The sequence below is a fragment of the Streptomyces sp. NPDC008139 genome (assembly GCF_042957025.1).
Taxonomy (GTDB): domain Bacteria; phylum Actinomycetota; class Actinomycetes; order Streptomycetales; family Streptomycetaceae; genus Actinacidiphila.
This window is the reverse complement of sequence record NZ_JBIBHM010000005.1, coordinates 101,938-123,114: the sequence shown is the minus strand read 5'-3', so window position 1 is coordinate 123,114 and position 21,177 is coordinate 101,938. Positions and strand designations below refer to the sequence as shown.

11 protein-coding genes and 1 pseudogene are annotated in these 21,177 nt (G+C 63.7%); 6 read left to right on the top strand and 6 right to left on the bottom strand.

All coding sequences use genetic code 11. The features are described from left to right. Positions 1 to 89 precede the first annotated feature (89 nt). Together ACFZBB_RS11825 and ACFZBB_RS11820 are read right to left on the bottom strand one after the other, a co-directional pair. Positions 90 to 6,521: an RHS repeat-associated core domain-containing protein gene (locus ACFZBB_RS11825; protein WP_391120333.1), complete on the bottom strand. Its 6,432-nt coding sequence runs from the start codon at positions 6,519 to 6,521 to the stop codon at positions 90 to 92. A 268-nt stretch (positions 6,522 to 6,789) separates the two neighbouring features. Then, the gene (locus ACFZBB_RS11820; protein WP_391120331.1) at positions 6,790 to 10,458 is read right to left on the bottom strand and encodes a LamG-like jellyroll fold domain-containing protein; all 3,669 of its coding nucleotides are present in this window, start codon (positions 10,456 to 10,458) and stop codon (positions 6,790 to 6,792) included. A gap of 1,014 nt (positions 10,459 to 11,472) precedes the next feature. Between ACFZBB_RS11820 and ACFZBB_RS11815 the strand changes: the two genes are divergently transcribed. Genes ACFZBB_RS11815 through ACFZBB_RS11805 form a run of 3 tightly spaced genes read left to right on the top strand, consistent with a single transcriptional unit; the run spans position 11,473 to position 15,090 of the window. Further along, positions 11,473 to 11,718 (top strand): hypothetical protein, encoded by a 246-nt coding sequence (locus tag ACFZBB_RS11815; protein ID WP_391120329.1) that lies wholly within the window; start codon positions 11,473 to 11,475, stop codon positions 11,716 to 11,718. Next, positions 11,702 to 14,083, top strand: coding sequence for a hypothetical protein (locus tag ACFZBB_RS11810; RefSeq protein WP_391120327.1), 2,382 nt, complete (start codon positions 11,702 to 11,704; stop codon positions 14,081 to 14,083). Before ACFZBB_RS11815 ends, ACFZBB_RS11810 begins: the two co-directional genes overlap by 17 nt. Then, positions 14,080 to 15,090 carry a hypothetical protein gene (locus ACFZBB_RS11805; protein WP_391120325.1) on the top strand — a complete coding sequence of 337 codons (1,011 nt, stop codon included), beginning with the start codon at positions 14,080 to 14,082 and terminating at the stop codon, positions 15,088 to 15,090. Before ACFZBB_RS11810 ends, ACFZBB_RS11805 begins: the two co-directional genes overlap by 4 nt. 54 nt (positions 15,091 to 15,144) lie before the next feature. Here the strand turns inward: ACFZBB_RS11805 and ACFZBB_RS11800 are convergent, their stop codons facing one another. Beyond that, positions 15,145 to 16,476 carry a DNA methyltransferase gene (locus ACFZBB_RS11800; RefSeq protein WP_391120323.1) on the bottom strand — a complete coding sequence of 444 codons (1,332 nt, stop codon included), beginning with the start codon at positions 16,474 to 16,476 and terminating at the stop codon, positions 15,145 to 15,147. A gap of 61 nt (positions 16,477 to 16,537) precedes the next feature. Then, positions 16,538 to 17,860 carry a protein kinase gene (locus ACFZBB_RS11795; protein WP_391120321.1) on the bottom strand — a complete coding sequence of 441 codons (1,323 nt, stop codon included), beginning with the start codon at positions 17,858 to 17,860 and terminating at the stop codon, positions 16,538 to 16,540. Positions 17,861 to 18,229: 369 nt separating this feature from the next. Here ACFZBB_RS11795 and ACFZBB_RS11790 point away from each other — a divergent pair, with 369 nt between their 5' ends. From ACFZBB_RS11790 to ACFZBB_RS11780, 3 genes and pseudogenes are all read left to right on the top strand, one after another. Beyond that, positions 18,230 to 18,802, top strand: coding sequence for a hypothetical protein (locus ACFZBB_RS11790; RefSeq protein ID WP_391120319.1), 573 nt, complete (start codon positions 18,230 to 18,232; stop codon positions 18,800 to 18,802). Between the two features lie 18 nt (positions 18,803 to 18,820). Then, a pseudogene (locus ACFZBB_RS11785) lies at positions 18,821 to 19,294 on the top strand (IS3 family transposase); the annotation flags it as partial. Between the two features lie 69 nt (positions 19,295 to 19,363). Continuing rightward, entirely contained in the window at positions 19,364 to 19,915 is a 552-nt protein-coding gene (locus tag ACFZBB_RS11780; RefSeq protein ID WP_391120317.1) for an HD domain-containing protein, read from the top strand. Here the strand turns inward: ACFZBB_RS11780 and ACFZBB_RS11775 are convergent. Beyond that, complete coding sequence (locus tag ACFZBB_RS11775) at positions 19,903 to 20,370, bottom strand: NUDIX domain-containing protein (RefSeq protein ID WP_391120315.1); 468 nt, start codon at positions 20,368 to 20,370, stop codon at positions 19,903 to 19,905. The genes ACFZBB_RS11780 and ACFZBB_RS11775 overlap by 13 nt on opposite strands. Continuing rightward, a complete protein-coding gene (locus ACFZBB_RS11770) occupies positions 20,357 to 21,130 on the bottom strand; it encodes a helix-turn-helix domain-containing protein (RefSeq protein WP_391120313.1) in 774 nt (257 codons plus the stop codon). The genes ACFZBB_RS11775 and ACFZBB_RS11770 overlap by 14 nt, the downstream gene beginning before the upstream one ends. Between the last annotated feature and the right edge of the window lie 47 nt (positions 21,131 to 21,177).

The following is a 21,177-nucleotide window of genomic DNA, read 5'->3' as shown; positions in this document are numbered from 1 at the left end:
ATGCCCACACGTTGCGCAACACTAACGGATGCCAAGAGTGAGATTACCACACCGACCATCACTCCGTATCCACGGATATTCCTCTGGGACTATTCCGGAATCTCCTCCACTGGAATGAAGGAACCGCCGGTCGGCGGCCTCATCTCAAAGCTGCCCAACTCGATCGCATTGCCTACCGCCCTGAGAGGACTCACCTTATAGGCAGGGACACCACCCCTCAAAGATTTCACCTCGGCTGGATCAATGACCCGACCCCTGACAGATCCCCACGTGCCTTTCAGGGATTTTGCAGCCGCCGACGGCAAATTCATAAACCTACCCAAATTCTCTGCACACGTCTCAGTGCAAACCTTACTGCTCACGACCGCGGTTTGAACGCGAGTTATCTTGCCTCCCAGGTCTCGCTCCTGAACATCTTCCTGATCCCTCAGGCTGGCGGCGGCGGACTCAGCATGATCGATCTTGCTATCTGACTTCCGTCTGAAACCTGAATGATAAGCAACGACATCCATGTCGGCCAATTCATCGATCACAGAACTGGGGAGTTTCTGATTGCTCGTGACGACTATCCGCGGAACCTTAATCCCGTGGACGTCAACATCCACTTCTGCCACAATGTACGTGAAATCTCCGCGTGGGCTAGTGTTATTTTGAGTCCTGGTGGCATCTATTCGGCCTTGCACGTATCTATCGACTACATCAATGGTATCTGCTACGCGCTGCAGCCCGAACAAGTCCGCCGGGTCCTCCATCGCAGGGTTCGCCCCAGTCCGATCCACCCCCGGGGTATCTCTTATCGGAGTTTCCCGCGGAGTAGACGGAACAATGGACCCGTTACCGCCGTCACGGCCTCCTTCCCGCATTTGGCCGGTGGGGTCGGAGTCGGTGGCAGGGCTGTTGTCGGCGTAGGTGTAGCCGTTGAGGGACTGGTCGTCGGTGGTGTCGAGGAGGGGGTCGACGCTGAGGAAGCGGCCGGTGGCAGGGTCGTATTCGCGGGCGCCGATGTGGGTGAGGCCGGTGGAGTCGTCGGTGGTTTTGCCGAGGAAGCCCTTGTCGTCGGGCCAGGTGGTGGGGGCGGTACCGCGGGGGGCGCCGAAAGGTGTGCTGTAGCGCTTGGTGATGGCCTGGGTGGACGAGTCCAGCGCGAGGCTTGAGGTTCCGTGGGCGTCACCGAAGAGGAAGCTTAGCTTCGCGGTTCCGCTTTCGTTGGTGCGGATGGCGACGTCTGCGGTGCCGGAGGTGTAGGTGCGGGTGGCCCAGGTCTTCTTGGTGGCGCCGGTGACCTGGTAGTGGAGTTCGGTGTCCCCGATGTAGAGGACCGTCTCACCGTCGCCGACCGCGCGACGGATGAGGAGATTGCCGTCCGGGTCGTACAGGTAGGTGGCCTTCTTCGACCCTTCGGTGAGCGAGGCGAGCTTGCCCTCGCTGTTCCACGTCAGGGTCTGGCTTGCGGTGTTGTGGGGCCGGGCGGTGGTGTTGCCGTTGGCGTCGTAGCCGTAGGTGGCCGGCACGCCGGTGCAGCTTGTCGCGGTCGTGCTGGTGGCGCTGAGCGCATGCGGGTGAGCGCTGTTGGTGTAACAGGAGCGGGTGGTGGTGTCGCCGCTGGTGGTGTGCTGTGTCTCGGTGATGCGCTGGCCGGCGGGGTCGTAAATGTAGCTGCTCCAGTAGGGGGCGGCGCCGCCGAGGTTCGTGGTGGTGCGCTGGCTGGTGGTGCAGTCGGCGTTGGTGGGCGTCCAGGCTTCGGTCATGCGCTGGTAGCCGTCGTAGGCGTAGCACTGGGTGTCCGCCTTGCCGGTCCCGCCCATCGTCGCGGGATCGTCGACGGTGGTGACGTCGCCTGCGTTGTCGTAGCTGTAGTGCAGGTCCTGGGGCATCCAGGCGTGGGTCTGGTCTGTGACGGAAGCCCGGGTGAGCCGTCCGGTGCCTGCCTCCCAGTTGTTGGTGAGGAAGGCCTTCTTTACACCGGTGTCGGAGGTGCCCAGAGTGAGCTGCTGGGGCTGGCCGAGGGGGGAGTAGCTGGTGTCGAGGACGTAGCCGGAGGCACCGGAGACGGTGGTGACCTGGCCAGTGGGCGTGTAGTCGTAGCCGACCCACTCCGCGGGCAGGCCACCTGCGGCGGGCTGATAGCCGCTCTGCAGGGTGCCGTCGATGTTGTAGATGCTCTGGAATGTGTAGCTGGCCTGCGCAGCTCCGGCCGCGACCAGGGGATCTGTTGCCGGAAGGTCAAGCTCCGACGTGGTCGCGTGGTACAGGTCGTCGTACGCGAGTGCCTTGGTGGTGTAGGCCTTGCCGCCGACGCCGCCGTCGTACCTGGTGGAGTAGTCAAGCTGTCCCTTGGCGAGGGTGTCGAAGCCCCACGCGGCGAGCTTGTTGGGGTCGGTCTTGTCCGTCTGCCACAGGCCGGTGGGGCGACCGAGCTCGTCGTAGTCGTAGAGCAGCTTGGCTCCGCCCGCGTCCTTGGTCCAGTCGACCTGGTCGAGGGTGGTGTAGGCGGTGGTGGTCGTGCCCTTGTCCGGGTCCGTGGTGGAGATCTGCCGGCCGAACAGGTCGTAGACGTACGACCAGATGGTACTGTCCGGGCCGGTGACGGTGGCCTGCTTGCCGTCACGGGTGTAGGTGAACTTGGTGGTGTGGTAGGACGGCGCCGGGCTCTGGCCGCCGTAGGCGGCATCGGTCGGCGCGGTCGAGGCGTAGGCGCGCGTCTCCACCGTGCGGCCGAGTGCGTCGGTGATGGTACGGGAGGCCGAACCCCCGCTGGGCGTGGTCGTGGCGGTGCTGTCGCCGGTGTAGCTGGTGGTGGTGGTCCACTTGTCGACGCCGAAGACCGTGAACGTGTCAGTGGCCTGGCGGCCGGCACCGTCGAAGGTCAGTTCGTGCTGGCTGGGAGCGCGGCCGTATTCGGCGCGGGCGTACGTGCCATTGGGCGTGGTGAGGTTGTCGTAGATGTCGCCGTACGTCTCGTACGCGAGACCGCGAGCGTCGTAGCGGGTGTCGGTGAGGATGCGTCCGCCGATGGGAGTCGGGGACTGCGTCTGCAACGGCCTTAGCAGCGCGTCGTAGATGGTGTAGGTGGTGTTGTAGCCGCCGTCACGGCGCAGCGACCCGGTGGCGACGTACGGGGCGTCACCACGCTTGAGGTGATAGGCGAAGGTGGTGTTGGCGCTCAGGCCGGCGTCCTTTGACCGGTTGGGCAGCCACACCCCCGTCGTGCGGCCCAGCCCGTCGTAGGTCAGCTCGGTCTTCTTGCTGTTGACGTCGTACGTACGCAGCGGCAACCCGCGCACACCGTCCAGGAAAGTGGCTGACTTCTGGGACTTGGGGTTGGTGACAATGGTCTTCGTCAGCGGACCGTTGCCGGTCGGGGTGTAGTCGGTGCGCGTCACGTGGCCGGCGACGTCCGTCACGGTCTGCGGGCGGCCGAGCGCGTCGTACGTGGTGCTTGCGATCTTCTGCCAGATGCTGGGAGCCCGCTCACCGCCGGAATCGGCGGTCGCGGGGTAGGCGGAAGCGCGGCCGGTCCAGTCCGCTTCGCCCTTGGTGGGCGTCTGGCTGGCGGTCCAAGCCGTGGCAGTGGCGTTGTCGTAGACGGTGGCGGTGTCGGACAGCACGTCTCCGGCAGTGGCACTGGAGGCAGGCAGGCTGAGGCTCACCTCGGCGACCGAGCAGGACTGGCCGACAGTCCGGGCACGCGAGACAAGGCCGTTGATACCAAGGTCGTCGTTGCGGGCATACCACATGCGGTTGCAGGTCTCGTCGCCGCTCACGGCGGTGTCACCTGCGTTGTCGACCTTGCTCGGCATGCCGTAGGAGTCGTACGTGGTCGACGTGGCGGTGGTGCGCCAGGTCTTCGGAACCGTGAGGTAGGTCGAGGTCGCGGTCTTCGAGGTCCGCACGAAGTACGACTCGACGTCCGCATACGACTTGTGCTGAGTCGCGGTCTTCTTCGACCACGGGTCGTTGACCGTCACCGAGATCGGCGTCGCACCGTCGTAGGTGATCTGCTCGCGAGTGAAACCGGCGTACTGATCGCTGTCGGTGGTGTCCGCGACATTCAGGCCGGTGACGTCGATGCCAGCGGTGGTGACGGAGCGGGTGGTGCCGTCCTTCTTCGTGTCACCGTTCATACCCTGCATGAAGCGGGTAACGGTCTTGGAACGGGGATTCGCCGTGTCACCGGTGTAGGCGGTCACGGTCCCATAGCCGCGCCACTGCGACCACGTGCGCTCGTCCGTCGGCGTGAAAGGCGAGTCGTCGTGATGCCAGGCCGGGGCGGAGTAGTCGTAGCCGTACTCCACGATCGGATTGTTCGCCGCCGGGTCTGCAGTGGTCACCGCGATGACGCGGTATTTGTGGAACCAGTCCAGAGTCGCGTCCTCAGCACCGTTGATATGCCAGTACACCGGATAGCAGGCGACCGACGAATCGGTGTTGTTGTCCTCGACAACAGGCATCCTGGTACCGCGCACGCAATCGTCCTCCGGCGACAGCGTCACCGTGGTGATCGCACCGGTCTCTGAAGTCACTGTGGAGATGCGCGGCTTCGTGAGCGGCAGGATGTTGCCGCCGCCAGGTTGCGTACCGCCCGCCACGCGGTTGGCGCGCCACTGATAGGTGAAGGACACCGGGTCCAGCGGAGCGTCTCCGCCGCTGCCTCCGCTGGCGCCGGTGTGTCCGACGCGAGTGATCGACGACAACGTGAGCGACTGGTCCGAGGAATCGCCGATGTCTCCGCCGTCCAGGTATTCCTGGGTCAGCGTCCAGGTATCCACAGGGATATCCCCGGTGCCTGGATTGACAGAGGTATCGATCTGGGTGAGGCGCTTACGGGTGAAGAACGACGGACCGCTTGCGTGGCAGTCAGAGGTGGACTGACCCGAGCTGCACAGCGCGTCGAAGGGGACGTCGGGCCAGTTCTCCGCGGTGGAGTCGGTCAGCGACGAGCAGTCGGCTGCGGTGCACCGCTCCTTGTAGGTGAAGGCGACCTTGCCGGGGGCGGTAGCGAAGAGGTTGTCCGACCGCTGACCGTAGAGGACCTTGGTGAGGTAACCGCCGCGGGTGTAGGCGGCGTTCGCGGTGGAGGCGCCGTTCTTCGGGTAGTAGTTGGTCTCCTTGGTGTACCAGTACGACATGGCGTTGCCGTGGGTGTCCACGACGTAGTCCAGGTTCCAGCGCCAGGCCCGCACTGTGGAGCGGTCCGCGAACGTGCTGCCGTTGCTGTAACCGGGCTCGCCGACGTCGTCGCCGAAGACGGGCGCGGTCCACACCGAGTTGGTGACCGGATCGTCCGCGTCCGCCCCGTGATCGGACCAGCCGGGCAGCTTGTTCTGACCGAAGTAGTACTGGGTGCCGTCCCCGGTGGTGATCCGCCAGTACTCGCCGGTCGAGTCACCGTTGCCGAGACCGGTGTCGTTCAGGCGCTCGACCTTGGAAGCGTCGTCGTCCTTCAGCCGCCAGATGCCGCTGGTGTCGTCCTTGACCAGCTCGGTGGAACTGCCGTTCAGCACCAGGGACGCATTGTCGTACTTCCAGCACAGGTCGTCCTTGCCGTCCTGGCCGTCGTCGTCGCAGGAGTCGTACCGCCGCTCGACGTACGACTGGGCGGACAGCGAAAAACCCTCACCGACCTGCGAGCCCTGGTTGTTGGTATTGGCCGTCTGCCCGTCGATGCTGCCCGAGTCGTACGACAGCGTCAGCGGCGGAGACGTCCCGGCCGCCGGTGCCGGCGCCGCCATCGGATAGGACCATGTGAACGAACCGGACGACGCTCCGGCGGCCCACGTGGCCGACGAGTTCAGCTCGGTCGCCTTGTACGTGCCCTGCCCCGAGGCCGATTCACCCGACCCGGCCGTTGCCGCCAGAAGCGTGACCTCAGCGCTGTCCGCGCCGGACGCGGCCGGAGCGAGGTCCACGGTGGCGCTCAACTGCTGGGCGGAGACTTCGTTGGACGTCACGACGGGCGTCTGCGTGCGGCACGCGGCCTTCTCCGGCGTCGTCAGCGCACACGCCGGCAATCGCACCAGGGTGAGCCTGCCGGCCCAGCCACCTCCGTAAGCGGACGCGAACTTGGCATAGTCGACACTGATCTTCGCGCTGCCACCGTGCTGAGGAGTCACGCTCAGCAGCACACCCTGCACGTGCGCGGCCTTGGTCGCCGCCCGGCTGACGACAGTGATCTTGGCGGAGCCTGAGGCGGCGTGTACGCCCGGCGCGGACAGGGTGACCGGCAACCCGCCCGGCGCAGCAGCGGCCGCCTTCGGTGCCAAGGTAATGCTGCTGCTGGCGGCTGTAGGCCAGGAGGTGTGTTGTTCCGCGCGTGCCCGCTTGGCCTGCGCCGCGTTGACCGCCTTTTGGTGAGCGACCCCCGCGCGAGCCTCCTTCGCACCCGGCCCGGGCACGTACACCTTGCTCACTTGCGGCTTCGGCACATCGGGCCGTCCCAGGGCCTGCGACCCCCGCGCCTGGGCGGATGTCGCCGAAACCAGCGGAACCGTCAACGCCACCGCCACCGCCACACCGATCACAGCGGTGCGCCGCCAAGCAGCGGCCCGACGCCGCCGAACAGCACGCACACGACCTGCGTCGCGACGGACAGGTATCCACCGGGAGGCGGACTCGGGACTCACGATGACAACCCCCAGGACAACGTCGGATAGAACGCCCCCAGCCCCCATAAGGACTTAGGCGAAGGGCAGTCGAGCGCGTGAACAAAAAGCGGAGCAGCGGGTGGTGCGGTTGACAGTGCCTGGAGCGCCCAGGAAGGACTCGCGTGTCCTGGGCGCCTCTGGTCTCCTAATCGCCGATGATCTCCTGCACTTCATCCGGACCGGTCATGGCACCGGCCCAGATACGAATCTCACCAATGACGCCGGGCAGCCAATGACCCCAGGCATTGTTCGTCCAGCCTTTGCCGACCGCCAAAGGATCAGAACTCAACTGCGCGGTGTATGGCGTGGTGATACCGTTTTGGGCCAGACCGACGTACAAGCTCGCCGTCTGGTCCTGCGCGTTGAAGACTCCGGTCAGTCGAACCGTGGCGCCGATCGCTGCGGCGTCGTCGGACTGCACGCCGGTGATGGTGCCGTCGCTGTTCAGTCGGCCGAAGTACCACAAACCCACCGGCACTGTGGTCTCGTTGAAATCGTCATCGACGACAGTCTCGGTGCCGGTCTTTGTGAGCCAAAGCCCCCACGAAGACCCCGACGAGGTCCTGTTCCCCAGGATCTGTGCGGTATAGCCATCAGGCTTCGCCAGCACAGCGGCCCGGTCAACATTCACCAGGGTCGTGGCAGTGAACGAACCGGCGTCGTCCACCGGTGTGCTGGGCGTCGTGGCGGCCGCATCGGTCCCGTTGAGCACCAGGTCCTGCCCGTTCAGCGTGGCGCCACCCTCAAGAGTGAGGTTGTGCCCGTAGCTGTCCTTGGTGTCGATGAACGTGGCTCCGGTCTGGTCGTTCATGTCCCAGTCGGACACCATCTCGGTGGCACCCCAACCGCCGGAGTCCAGGGCGCGGGCCTCGTCGGCGACGGTGTCGGACGGCAGCGCCATCTGCCAGACCTTCACCTCATCAACGCTGCCGTTGACGTAGTCGGTGTAGGCGTCCGACCACTTGGCGCGTCCGAACTGCATCGGCCCAGTCGCCGACCATGCGGTGGTGAAGGAAGTCTTGCCCTGCCAGACACCGTTGACGAAGAAGTGGATCTGCTTCGACGAGGCGTCATAGGTAGCGGCCACGTGCGTCCACACGCCGAACGTGGCCGGATTCGCGGAGGAGACCGTGGTGTAGTTCCAGGTGCCGTTCGCCGGTGCGTCGGAGTCCACCACACGGAAGGACCACTTCTTCGACGACGCCTCGTAACCCAGATAGAACGGGCTACGGTGAGCACCGTCCTCGCTGAGGAAGGTCTCGTTCCTCGAACCGTCACCAGTGATCCGCACCCACGCAGAGAGCGTGTAGGACGACCGGGTCTCCACCACCGGCCCCGAGGTCGCCGCATAACCGGAGTTCGCACCGTCCAGCGACAACCCCAGGTCGACCATCGGAGCTGGCACACCGGACGCGTCCACCAGTAGATTGCCGGCACCGTCGTGGTAAACCAGACCGCGTCGGCCGCGCCCATCTCTCGCGGCACCCGATGCCGAGAGCAAGGCGTCATGCGTGCCGGTCGCGCCGGACGTGTCCTTGGCGGCACCCGAATTCTCGTCAAAGTTCCACTGGCCCACCAGGCTGTCCTTTGTGGTGTCCTTGACCAGGAAGCTGTACACCCTGGTCTCACCCCAGCCGTTCAGGGTGTCTTCCGCTTCCGCGTACAGCGTGATGGTTCCGGAGCGGGCAGGGGTGACGTCCGCGTACCACTTCCCACTGGTGTGCCGAGCGGTCACCGCCGAGCCGCCCTGGGTCGTGCGGTATCGGTAGGAGATGTTCGTGGTGTCGCCGTCCGCGGGCTGCAGTTCGAAGCTGGCCGCCTGCCCGGGTCCGCCGGCCGCGACACAGTTATTCGTAAGACACTCCGTGTACGGTGCGCCGCCGACGATTTTCGGCTCCTTCGGAGCGGTCGAATCAACGCGGAAGTAGCACCAGCCGGGCGAATTGGCGGACGTCGGCCCCGACAGATACGTGGTGTCGTTGTCGTAGTACGAATACGTCCAGGCCCGGTAACGGTACGTGGCGTTGTCCGCCAGGGTCGCCCAGTCGATAGACGTGGCCGTCCCGTCTCCTATGAAACCGCTGGTCGGTCGCACGATGCTGGACGGCTCCGGGGCATCTACCCAGGCGCCGCTGCTGTTCTTCATGTCCACATCGAAGCCGACCCGAAGCTGGGCCCCGGACTCCCCACCGGATGCGGCCTGGGCCGTGGCCACCAGATGGGGGGTCCTGTCGCCGATGACCTGTGCACTCGACTCACTTGTCCGGCACACGTTGCCGGAACTGCTGGACACCCCGACCGCGGTGGGGATGGCCGGGATGCCGACGAAGTTGACCTTCAGCACTGCGTCGTTCTTGAACCGCTTCCAAGCCGACGTGTCACTCTCGTCGTGCGCCTTGAGCATCAGGGTCAATGTGGAGAAGTTGCCCGCCGCGAACGACTTCACCGTCGGTGTGAGATTCTCGTTCGACTCCGCCGGATTGTCGTGGAAGTCGATCGCCGCCTCCGGCTCGGAGTTCTCGCACGCCGAGCCCCGGCCCGCCGAGACCGACCGGTCGACCATGGTGTCCCACGTCTTGGTGGACGGCTGGTTCGACCAAGTCGTGGAGGAGGAGATGTTCCCGGTACGGATCAGATCGACCGCGCGGGGATCGCACTGGAACGCCCACGGCTCCGTCACCCAGAACGCCGCCGACAACACCTGCTTCCCCTTCAGCGCGGCCGGCGAGAACTGGAAGAACAGCCGCTGCTTGTACCCCGGACCACAGTAGTAGCCATTCCACGAGCCGCACATGCCGTCGCCCTTGCCGCGATCGTCGTCGCCGTTGCCCCAGGCGTAGTCCTCGTAGCCGTCGTCACGTAGCAGCGTGCGGGTCGACTCCCCCCACGTCGTGTTCGGATCGATGTACAACGGGAACGCCGACGCATCGGTCTTCGTCAGCAGATCCGCGTCCGGCGTCAGCGTCACCGAGTCCTTGCCGACATCCACCCCCAGTGGTGCACTGTCATCACCCGGCGCCGGGCCGTCGTTGCCCATATCGGCAGCCACCGCATCCGCGTCCGCGCTCTTGACCGTCTGGAACCCCACAGCTCGCTTCTGCGCCGTGGCCAGCGCGATGGACCGGGAATTCCACATCGTGGCCGGCGGCGCGGAGAAGACTTCCTTGCCGTCTCCGTCCCGGGCCACCATTCCCCCAGCCTGGGTCTCAGCCAGGTTCAATCCAGTGGACTTGAGAGAGAATTCCACCTGCTTCAGCGCCGGATTCGCGGCCGCAGCAGGAGTGTTGACCACAAGCAGCTGCCGGTACCCCTCCACCGTCGCGGTCATCCGCAAGTCCACATCCGGCAACACGTCGTGAAAGACCGCCGTGTCACCTTCCAGCGTCGGCTTCGGCAGCACCGATTCGGACCAGCCCAAGCTGAACGACTTCCCCGCGCGCCCCATCATGACCAGAGGCGCGGTGCTGCCACCGTTGGAAAACGCGACCTCGACCGCGGCAGCCTTCGGGCCCACCGACCCGTCCGGGCGTACTGCCAACGTGGTGTCCGGCTTCACCCAGGATCCACCAGTCGCCCTGACCCGCACCGGGGCCGCCGACTCCTCCAACGTGAAAGTGAAGCCGTCCGGTTGCGCGTAAACGGTGTCGTACTCACTGCGCTGAGCCGGCAACTCCACTTGCTGGCCAGATGCCTTGGCCTCCGCCAGGGCCCGCTGCCCCTCGTTCAACGCCGTGTCATCCGCCGCAGATGCCACCTGCGGAAGTACCGTAACCCCGCCCACCAGCAGCGCACCTGCTGCCACGGCAACGACCACACCCCGGACAGCACCAAGGCGCACGGACATACTTCCCCCCACCACTGACAACATCAGAAACTTTCAGCACATGGGGGGAGCTGCATCCCATCAGCGGATACATGCCCACGTCAACACCTGGCCGACGCAAAAACTTCACCGAAAAAGCGGACTCACCACTTCCGCCGACCGCTGATCCGACGGAGCATCCGCGCGCAGGCGCGCACCACGGCGACTGATCCCGCTCCTCCTTCGACCGGTCGGCGAGCAACACCCGCTCGCCGACCGGCCTTCCGCTTACCGCGGACCTCCAGGGCGCTACTCGCCTTGCGCACCCTTCCCCCGGCAAGGCGATCATGCTGCCTGTAGGGAATCTCCAAGATCCCCTACAGCAGAGGCAAAGCTCAGAACCATCAGGACCAGGCAATCCGCCGGAGTCAAATCCCCAGCTCTGACGGGGCGTCATGCACGACTGTCCACCGGTTGTCCACCGAGACCCATCGCGCATGCCCGACCCAACTCGCCCGAACACACAAAAAGCCTGGTCAGAAGCCTGGGTTGTCTATATGGTCACGGAAACCAAACCTGCGACCCACGCATTGCGATGCGTAGACCGTACGTGTCCGATTGGCCCGGATTCCAAGGTTGAGGAAAACAAGAAACCCCAGGTCAGAGGTCTGACCCGGGGTTCACCTGGGAGCCGCCTTCGGGATTCGAACCCGAGACCTACGCATTACGAGGGCCTGCATGATCGTGACGGGTGGCGCTGGGCGGTGTCGCTGAATCCTCTTCTCCAAGGTCAGCAAAGTGCGGCCCGAAGCACGCATGCCACCCAATGCACCCTGTGCCACCCCGTCCGCTCACGCACCGCTCACGCGCAGTCGGCAGGGACCGCAGCCAGGCAGCACGAGCTCGGATACCGGCACCACACTGGCGGGACTGCAAGACACCTCGAAGACGCCCGGGCTACCAGGCAGTTGGCGCAGCCTCACTACTGTCCATGCCTCCATGCCAACCATGCATAAACTCGATACAATGCGTGATCACACACGGCAAGATGATCAAGCTGGGGGGCGCGTGCTGGTGCCGGACTCTGGAGTGCAAATGCTGAACGTGATGCGCGAGGTGGAGGCGGCCTCGCATGTGGATCCGACATCTCCCCCTGCGAATCGCGCAGCCTCCCTCCCGATCGATCTTCGGATCCTGGAAGCCCTGGCAAAGGAGCCGTTCGACATGGAGGCCGTGCTCGAGAGGCTGGTGCGCAATGAAAATCAAGATTGAAGCGGAGTGCCGCCGTGGCCTGCGAATCATCGAGGAAATCCCCGACCTTCCGCTTTGCAGAATCGAGGGCTACAACGGAATTGGCAAGACCAACGCCATCAAGCTTCTTCGACTCTGCGCCGGGGAACAGCCATTCGCAGGACAGGACGCTTCATGGCGAACGTTTCGGGAGCAGCTGACCCGAGCGCGAATAACGGTCACAGAACTTAATGAAGCAAGCGAGATCGAATGGCTGGTTGAGCCGCATCGTTGGCCATCCAAAGCGGAGCCGCCGGGAGAGTTGTTGGGAGCCATCAGAATTTCCGGCCATACAGCGCGCCCCCGCGATATCCAATCTCTCTTTCAGGTCTATCACGTACTCGCAGCCAAGACTCCGGTCAGCGTACTCTCAGCTCAGATTCAGAATGCCCGCGACCACATTCAGGATTGGGATTCTGCGAGCGGGCGAAGCCGGCAGGCTCAACTCGACGATATTCTGGGCGACCTGAAAACACTTATCGGAGACTGCGCGCCCGCAAAACTGGCCGCCGAGTTCGCAACCGCAAGAGAGGCCAAGGCTCGCGCAGATGAGCTTGCTTTGCAGGCCCAGAGATTGCAGCAACGAGTTGCACTCCTTGACCAGGCTGTGGATACAGCAGAGCATCTGGCACAGGTCCAAGGACGCGGGCCTGAGATGCAGGAAAAACTTGTCCAATTGCAAGAAAGACTAGACGAGCTAGACCGAAAGAAAGAGCAGCTCAACAAACAAATCTCCGAGGCCAGTGCTCGAGAGCATAAAGACAGGCAAGCAGAGCGCGAGTTCGATAACGCTCAGAAGCATCTTGGACGATGCGACAGGGCACTTCGCGATGCGGACTCCACACTCGAGAAGTTGGCGGCCTTCGCAGACGTTGCACCGCATCGTGATGCACTAGACATTTTGCAGAACAAGGTCGGGGCAAAGCTGACCGAGCTGACAGAACTCCGACCGCGGGTTCACTCGGCACCTCTTGTCATAGACGTGCTAAATAATCTCGCCTCCATCTTGGAGCAAGCCGAAGGCAATGATCTGGGTGCCGAGGTTCTGTTCGACTCCGTTGACGGAAGACTCGGATGGACCATTACTGACTGGAAGGAAACCTGCCTGCAGCGGGCGGCGGCCTTGCGTGAGCGGGCTCCGTCTGCAGACGCCGAAGAACTGGGCCGAGAGATCGAGCACACTCGCAATCGTCTGGACGCCCTGTCCCAAATGTCGGATGCACTCGATCAAGTAGATCAAGCTCGCCTCAAACACACTGGGGCGCAGGAGCGGCTGCGCGCGGCGGCAGGAGCCCTGCCTGAGCAGACTGCGCGCACACTCGAAGAGCTGATTGAGGCCCGCGATTCATTGGATCAGCAGGGTCGGGACGTGCAGGCCGAGCACATCCGCCTCACCCAGGTATACGCCTTGCTGGGCGGGGGACTCAGCGAAGAGATGCTTGCAGCAGAACTCGACAGATTGTGCACCGACGCGGACGTAGACGCCGCACGCGTACGCGGCCGCCGAGATCGCGAACGTGTTGAGCGCGATGACATCCAGCGAAAGGAGGCGCAAGCTGCTCAACAGGCTGAGTTCTCACAGCAGCAAGCTGATAAGCGATCCACTCACATTTCCCGTATCGTACAGGAACTGGTAACAAGGGATGAATTTTCCTGGTTGCGCCGGGCATTGCCCTTGATTGAATCTCTGCGTGAAGCGTCAATTGATACGCAAGCCGAGACTCTCGACGGGATTTCCGTGCAGCTGGAGAAGGGCCGAGATCTTTTGGAGCGCACATTCACCACTGTGCGTGGCGTTGGATCGGCCTTGGGTTCCCTTGCTACCGAACTGGATCTCGACCGCCATATTTCAGTTGACCACCAACGCAACCCATTCGACGCAGCGACGCGCTGGTGGCTGGCAGAAGAAGTACGACGATGGTTCGCCGATGACCTCGTGCGCATAGCTCTATTCGACGGGGGTGATGACATCCGCCTCGACGCGAACAACATGAACGTGTTCTGGACGGTTGAAGGTGAGACGCGCCAACGCTCGCTATCAGCGTTCTCCAGCGGACAGCAAGCCTTTGCATTCACCCAGGCGCAGGTTGCCCAGCTGGACCGTGAGGAGTCGCCAGCCGCGAATAGACTGATCGCCCTCGATGAATTTGGCGCCTTTCTAGACAGTACGCGCATGTCAGGACTCGCCCAGTACCTCACCGATCGGCCGAATGAGTCGAGTAGGGATCAGGTCGTCGTCATCCTCCCCCACATGCCGCATCAGTCCGCCCATAGCGACCAAGCGAGTATTGCTAGGATCGAAGACTTGGAGCGGCGCGGTTATTTTGCGGAGGCTCTGCGACCGTGAAACAACAGGCCGCAACCGGTCAGAACCGCGAAATTTTCGGGGTTCCTGCCGTCATGACAGCCTCCGAGTGTACTGCCTTGATTCGCGATCTCACCCAACTATGGTCCTTGACTTACAATCAAGAAATCGGCGACGTGGAGGGCGATATCGAGCTCTGTCGTCGCTTCTTCGATCCCCTAGCCAGGGGCCACAGTCTGCGTGAACGCCTGTCGCAACTGCCGGTCACACCTGCAGAACTGCTTCGCCCAAAGCGGCGAGACCCCCTGGTAGTCGACACCGGTGAGAACACTCTGATCGTGGGCGTCGAAGCGCGCATTCTGCTTGCGCTGCTTGATGGTCTCGATCTCGAAGAGAATTACTTGGTCCTGCCCCCTCGCGATGTCGCAGCTGCAGAAAGCCAGGCCTTGGCGGTCTACCAGCGATGGAGTCGCGCGCGCCTGGACCAGGTTATCGCCCTTCGGAGTGGCCAAGGTCGCGAAGTTATGCAGGCAATCTCCGTTGGCTTGATCACGGCACTGCTTATCAACCGATCCGATGAGCCCGAACGCGCTGTCGTGCGTTGGGACAGGGGCACGCTGGAGGGGCAGCGTGTTGATACTGCAATCCATGCAGGAGCTGAGCAATTCGCCGGAGCCATCACCAAGCACCGCAGCAAAAGGTCGGTGGGGGAGCAAAGACTGAAGGGCGGATACGCGCTGAGCGAGGCCCGTCGCAGACTGGCCCATCGCGTTGTGGTCATTCCTGATCAGCCCGATGGTGGGGAGCTTCTCTACATCCCTGCAAAATACAAGACCGAGGTCGTTGCGTTTCTTGGAAAGGATCTCGCGCGACGCCCCGGACTTACGGAAGCGCTGCTGTCGATGGCTTTCGACCAGCTCGTGGAGGAATTTCGGGCAGTGGCCGGAAGACTCGCCCACGAGTCGATGGTGTTTGAGCGCTCGGCTGACACCCGAGCCGTGAAGGAGAGCCTACTTCTCGAATTTGTGCGTGCTCGACACGGCGTGTAGTGCAAGTCCGAGAGCGAGCGAGCTTCCGCCTCGGCCCTCGCTCTCGGACACAGCCTACTGGCGCCGCAGCAGAATTAGACGCTCCGAGAGCTCTACGTCATGTCGTGTTTGATTGCTGGCCCAGCGCTGTCCACGCCGACGAAGCACAACATCCTTCTCCATGGAGAATCCGACGTACTCGGCAATCTGACCAATGAGGCCTGGCGTATCTACGTAGACACCGTATGGAGCGCTGTCTCCGACGAGCCACACTGCAGATGCTCCGGGAAGCATGGACTTCGCCAGATTCTCCAGAATCTGGGCCATGGCGGCAAAGTAGTCTGGGATGACACGGTCGTACTCTTTGCCCCGGTTCCGTTCATTGCGCTGCGCCGCCAACTGCGCGGTCAATTCCTCGACAGCGGTTCCTGCATTCCCGAAACGCGCCAGTTTTGAGGACGCTTCACGTGCAGCAGCCACGCTACTCTGTTGCGTCGTGGCAGTAATCATCCCCGAGCGCACCGCCGAACACATCTGGGCCCAACTGGTGACTTCGCCCCAGAAGTAGAGTTCCAGTCGTGTCGCGTCGGCGTAGTCGAAGTTATTCAGATATGGAGGCGACGCCACGCAACCATGTGCTCCCTCTACGTTTCCCCACGCCTCTGGGTCACGAGAATCGCCACGAGTCACAGACGCGTATAGACCCGGTCCATTCGCCCTGACATTTTGAAGATCTTCTGCCATCCACGTCGCTCGTTGGACGAACCGACCGAGGGGGTCAGTAAACCTCGGCTGCCGCTGAGTCCCTGGCCTTTGGTAGGGCCATCCGACACGGGCAGAAGCCACATCTCTCAGAGTCCCCAGCAGCGCCCATTTGGCATACACTCCCCATTCGTCGGCTTGGCCGGCACGGATGAGATCCCGCAGCGAGACGAGGCGCGCGAGGACGTCAGGTTGAAAGCAACGCTGTGTCAGGTCTGCTTCGGTCTCAAGCCCAGCCGCGGCCGAGGGAGCCAACTGCTCGGCTGTCTTAGCCAGCTCTCCTATCATCACTGCAAACGATTCTGGACTGCTCGGGGGAACCTGCAGCTTCAGGTTTGCCAACTCCGCGATGAGCGGATGAGTCTCGATCCCGGAAAAGGAGTGCCCAGCGCGGCGTGCGGCTGTTCCTGTCACCGCTGATCCCGCGAAGGGGTCCACGATGAGACTGCCTGAAGACAGGCTCAGGGTCTCCAGCAGGGTGGATACGTAGTCGGAAGCGAAGCCGGCCGGGTAGCGGAACCACCGGTCAAAGGCCTTGCTGTTGCTGGTGCCATGGCTGCGTCCACGGCCGGAACCAGGTTCTGTTGGCAGGAGGCCGCCAGCGTGCAGCGGACCGTCGGGCACGAGAGAGTCTTGGATCAGCACCTACCCATTGCACCACGGTGTTGGGGTCCACCGCCACGGTGGTCGGCAGAAAGCTTGGTCCCTAGCCGAAGAAGGCGTGCAGCACGGGACTCTCCGGTCGCCAACCACCCTCCCTGTAGTAGGTACGAACCACGTCACCACAGCGCCCTAGGGCGCGGATCATGGCTTTGACGCTCGGGGCGTCCAATTCATCCAGCCATTCCTGGGTCCGGGTCCGCTGCTCGGAGTATCGCCAATAGGCGTCAGCTGCGAAGAAATCGCCAGCCATGTCCTGAGCAAGACCTAGCTGCTCCGTCTCCACGAGCGCACGAATTACGGTGTGGACGAAGCCTAGAGGAGTCCCCACATACTGCTGATCACGGTCTTCCCATGGACTATCAACCAGGTGCTGAGCCATACGCGATCCAAGGGTGGCAGCGCGCTGTGGTGATTCGGCAACCCATCTGCGCAGGGTGAGGGAGGGCACACGCGCAAGCTGATCGAAGAAGAGTGAAGCGTCGTGGCCGTAGGCCTCGGCTAGAGCCACGAGGTCTTCCAGGCTGCCCACGGTTCCGCGCAGGAGTCCATTTACCAGACGCCGGGCGCGCTGAGCAGGTGGTTCATCGCGCTCAGTCAGGATGGCGTTCAGCTGACGCCGCAGGTCATCCATGCTGGACAGTCGTGCGATAACTTCCTCTTGAGTGCACTCCAGCACAAACTGGCGCCAGTGCAACATGTCTCCGTCGGGCAACAGCGGGCGGCCCGTCTGCGGCATTTTGCCCGTGAGGAACCAAGCAGCCACCCGTCCGAGGCTGTAGACGTCGACTGCGGCTGTGGCCTTACGTGGATCGTCGTTGAGCTCAGGGGCATCAAATCCCGGTGTCCCCATCTGCTGGCCGGTCTTTGTGAGGGGGGACTTTCCTACTGGCAGCGGACGTCGGACCATCCCCCAATCCGCCACCACCCATCGCAGTCCGCCCGTGCTCTCACCTGGCAGCGCCAGGATGTTGAGGGGAGAGATATCCCGATGAATCAGGTTCTGTCGGTGGGCGACCTTGAGTGCGTCGGCAAGATTCAACAGGATGGAGATCAAAGACTCCTCATCCAGCCCGGGCCTCAGCACCTTCATCGTTCCGTCTGCAACCGGCATCGTATACCAGAGAAATCCCGGATCATGATCACGAATCGGCATGATATTGGGGTGGGCGAGAATCTTCTGGGCCTCGATCTCCATCCGAATGCGCGCCTGTGCTTCTGGTCCTTTGCGCGCCAGCTTCAGGGCGACCTCTGCACCGGTTTCGCGGTGCACCGCGCGGTAGACCTCGGCATACGCCCCCTCGCCCAAGGTGCTGTCTGCGATGCGGTATCGATCCTGCGGCATCACGCTTCTCTCGTTTCCCCCCACAGGTATAGCTTACGACCGCCTGGAGAGACCGGGTCCAGTCCCCTGCGCCAAGCTGCCCCGGCAAGGGGCGACTGCACGTGAGGTTGAGGACCGAGGTGAACTCCCCGCTGGTGAGAGTTGAGCCATGGGACATGCGGCACCAGGGCCACCAACCGGATGTGCTGACAGGCCGTTGACATCCGCCCCTTTGCTGCACCCAACAGCGGAGACGGTGAGAGAGCCAGGGCAGGGTGGTCGGACGCGTTCAATGAGGCTGACCGCTTGACCGACTTGACCGCTGACCTGCGGCCGACGCAGCGCCCTGCACGAGCTCGTTCGAGTCCGTAGAAAGCAGGTGCAGGAACCTGCATGGCCAGGCATGATGCCGCCATGAACTCGGCGCTGCTCGCGATCACCACTGGAGTCACTGGCACCCTGCTGGGGAGCCTGGCCGCTTACTTCGGCCCGCTCCATCTACAGCGTCGCAAGGAGCGCACTGAGCAAACACAGGCAAGCGCGACCTTCGCAGCGGAGGCCATCAGTAAACTCGCGGAGATTCGGGTCACGACGGCAATGTGGCTAGAGACACTACGGACGACCGTCCAGGATCTCGAAGTTGGCCATTTCATTGATCTTGAGAAGTTTACGGAGAAGGCGGCAGCACACAACCTACTGACCCGAACCGCAACATCCGGGATCATCAGCCAACGTGTCTACCTCCAGTCCAGGCAGCCGAGCAGCAGCCCCTACCAAGGGTTCCTGTCGGCGATGCGGGAGCTTGAATCGAGCCTGCGAGCCGACATTGCTACCCAGAGCCCTGCCGGAACCCAGCCACTCGACTCGCAGAGGGTCACCAGTCTGAACCTGCAGCTGGAGCGGGCAGACGAGACTCGGGCGGCGATACTCGATGCGGTCACACAGCTCCTCGAACAGCGAGACAACATGGCCTTCGATCGTCTCTAGAACGCGCGCCATGATCCCGAACACCCCACAGCGGAAGGGAAGCTGTATCTCTGCGCGGTCAAGGACGTCTTCAGCAAGCGGATCGTGGGCTACTCCATCGACGCGCGGATGAAGTCCCGTCTGGCCGTCGCCGCCATGGACAACGCTGTTGCCCGGCGTGACAGTGTCGCCGGGTGTGTCCTGCACAGCGACCGCGGATCGCAGTTCCGGTCCAGGAAATTCGTCCGGGCGCTCGACCGCCACCGGATCGCCGGCTCGATAGGGAGAGTCGGTGCCGCAGGCGACAACGCGGCCATGGAGTCCTTCTTCGGCCTGCTGCGGAAGAACGTCCTCGACCGACGGCAGTGGACCACCCGCGAGGAACTGCGGATCGCGATCGTGACCTGGATCGAGAGGACCTACCACCGCCGCCGCCGACAAACCTCGCTCGGCCGGCTGACCCCCGTCGAATACGAGACCGTCATGACCACACAGGCCCTCCAGGCCGCGTGACCACACCTGTCACCCAAACCTGCACCAGACCCAAGCGCCCAAGCGCCAGTCGGATGATCGGTGGTACGCATGAGCTGGGGACGGTCAATAGCGGAGTACGAGCTGGCCAGATCACTACCGCGCCGCTGGGTGCACTCTGAGGGTGTTGCAGCCCGCGCCGAGACGCTAGCCGAGATCGTCGGTGAGCGCGCGGCGCTCATCAGGTCGGCGGCGATTCTGCATGACGTCGGATACGCGCCTCGGTTGGCCGTCACGGGGTTTCATCCTTTGGACGGGGCGCGGTTTCTGCGGGATGAGCATCGGGTTGATGAGCGGGTGACGCGACTGGTCGCGAATCATTCGTTCGCGTTGTTGGAGGCGGAGGAGCGGGGGCTGCGGGAGGTACTGGAGGCGGAGTTTCCGCTGCTGGAGGACCAGTTGCTGGTGGATGCGCTCGTGTACTGCGACATGACGACGACGCCTGACGGGGAGCCGACGAGCGCGCGGGAGCGGGTGGCGGAGATCGTCGGGCGGTACGGCGCCGAGAGCATTGTGGGGCGGTTTATTCGGCGGGCGGAGCCGGAGATCCACGCGGCCGTGACGCGGGTGGAGGCGGCGATGAGGAACGCTCAGCCGAGGTAGGGGTATGTGCCGGCGAGGTAGTCGCCGATCTGCTGACGCATGCTGGGGTGGATGTCGTACGCGTCCAGGTCGTCGGGCTGGACCCAACGGACGCCGTCGGCCTCGTCGTTGATGGTCGGCTCGCCGCCGACGGGGCGGCCGATGTAGGTGTTCTCGTACTGCTGACGGATCTCGCCGTCGGTGTAGGCGACGATGTGCCTGGGGTTGGTGTAGACGCCGAGGAAGCCGGTGATCTCCGCGATGATGCCGGTCTCTTCGAGGCATTCGCGCACCGCGCACTGGGCGGCCGTCTCGCCGATGTCCTGGGCTCCGCCGGGCAGGGCCCATTGGCCGGTGTCGCGGCGGCGCTGGAGGAGGATCGCACCGGAGTCGTCGACGACCAGGAGGTTGCTGGCGGGGATGAGGGTGTTGGCCTTGGGAGCGTTCGGGTCGTTGTAGTACTCAGTCCTGCCCACGTGCGGTGGCCTCTTCCTGGTCGGGCGTCCAGGGGCGTGCGTCGGCCCAGACGGCGTCGAAGCTGTGAGCGTACGTATCGAACCAGCCGTTGGTCTCTGCCCACTTGAGGTGGAGGACGGGGTTGGCGCTGGCGGGCTGGCCGTAGATGTGCGGGTTGGCCAGCAAGGTGTCGTCGTAGCGGAAGAGCGAGGTGTAGAGCGTGGTGTCGTGCAGCCGCACCTCGCAGCCGGTCACCGTTAACAGCGAGCGGTAGTAGGTGAGGGAGGCGCGGATCTTGGCGGCCAAGGTGTCGCCGATGCCTTCTTCGCTGCCCCGGATGGCGACGGCCTCGCCTCTCGGGTCGCCGAAGCACAATCGTACGCGGACGCCGTCGGCGGCGCGGGCGGCGAGCATGCGGGCGACGTGCGGATTGCTCTGGGCGAAGAAGGTGCCGGAGAAGACGAGCACGTCGATCTGTTCCTGGGCCTGTTGGAGCAGACCGAGCCACGTATCCCGCGGGACGCTGGCCCGGTTCGGGTACGTACCGAGCAGCTCCGTGCCCTGGACACCGGCCGTCGGCCTGCTCAGTGCCTGCGGGGCGGGCCACAGGAAAGTCTCCTCCACGCGGAGGTGTTTGGCGACGCGGTAGCGGTGCCGGGGGTGGGGGATGCGTCCGCCGAGCCATCGGCCGACGGTCTTGGGGTCCACTTCGCACGCTTCGGCGAGCAACTCGGGCGTGACGCCGCGCTGGGCGAGTACGGAGTGAAGTCGCTCGTTCACAGAAGCCATACAAGTGCAGGGTGCGGCAGGTGAGCAAGCCCGATTGG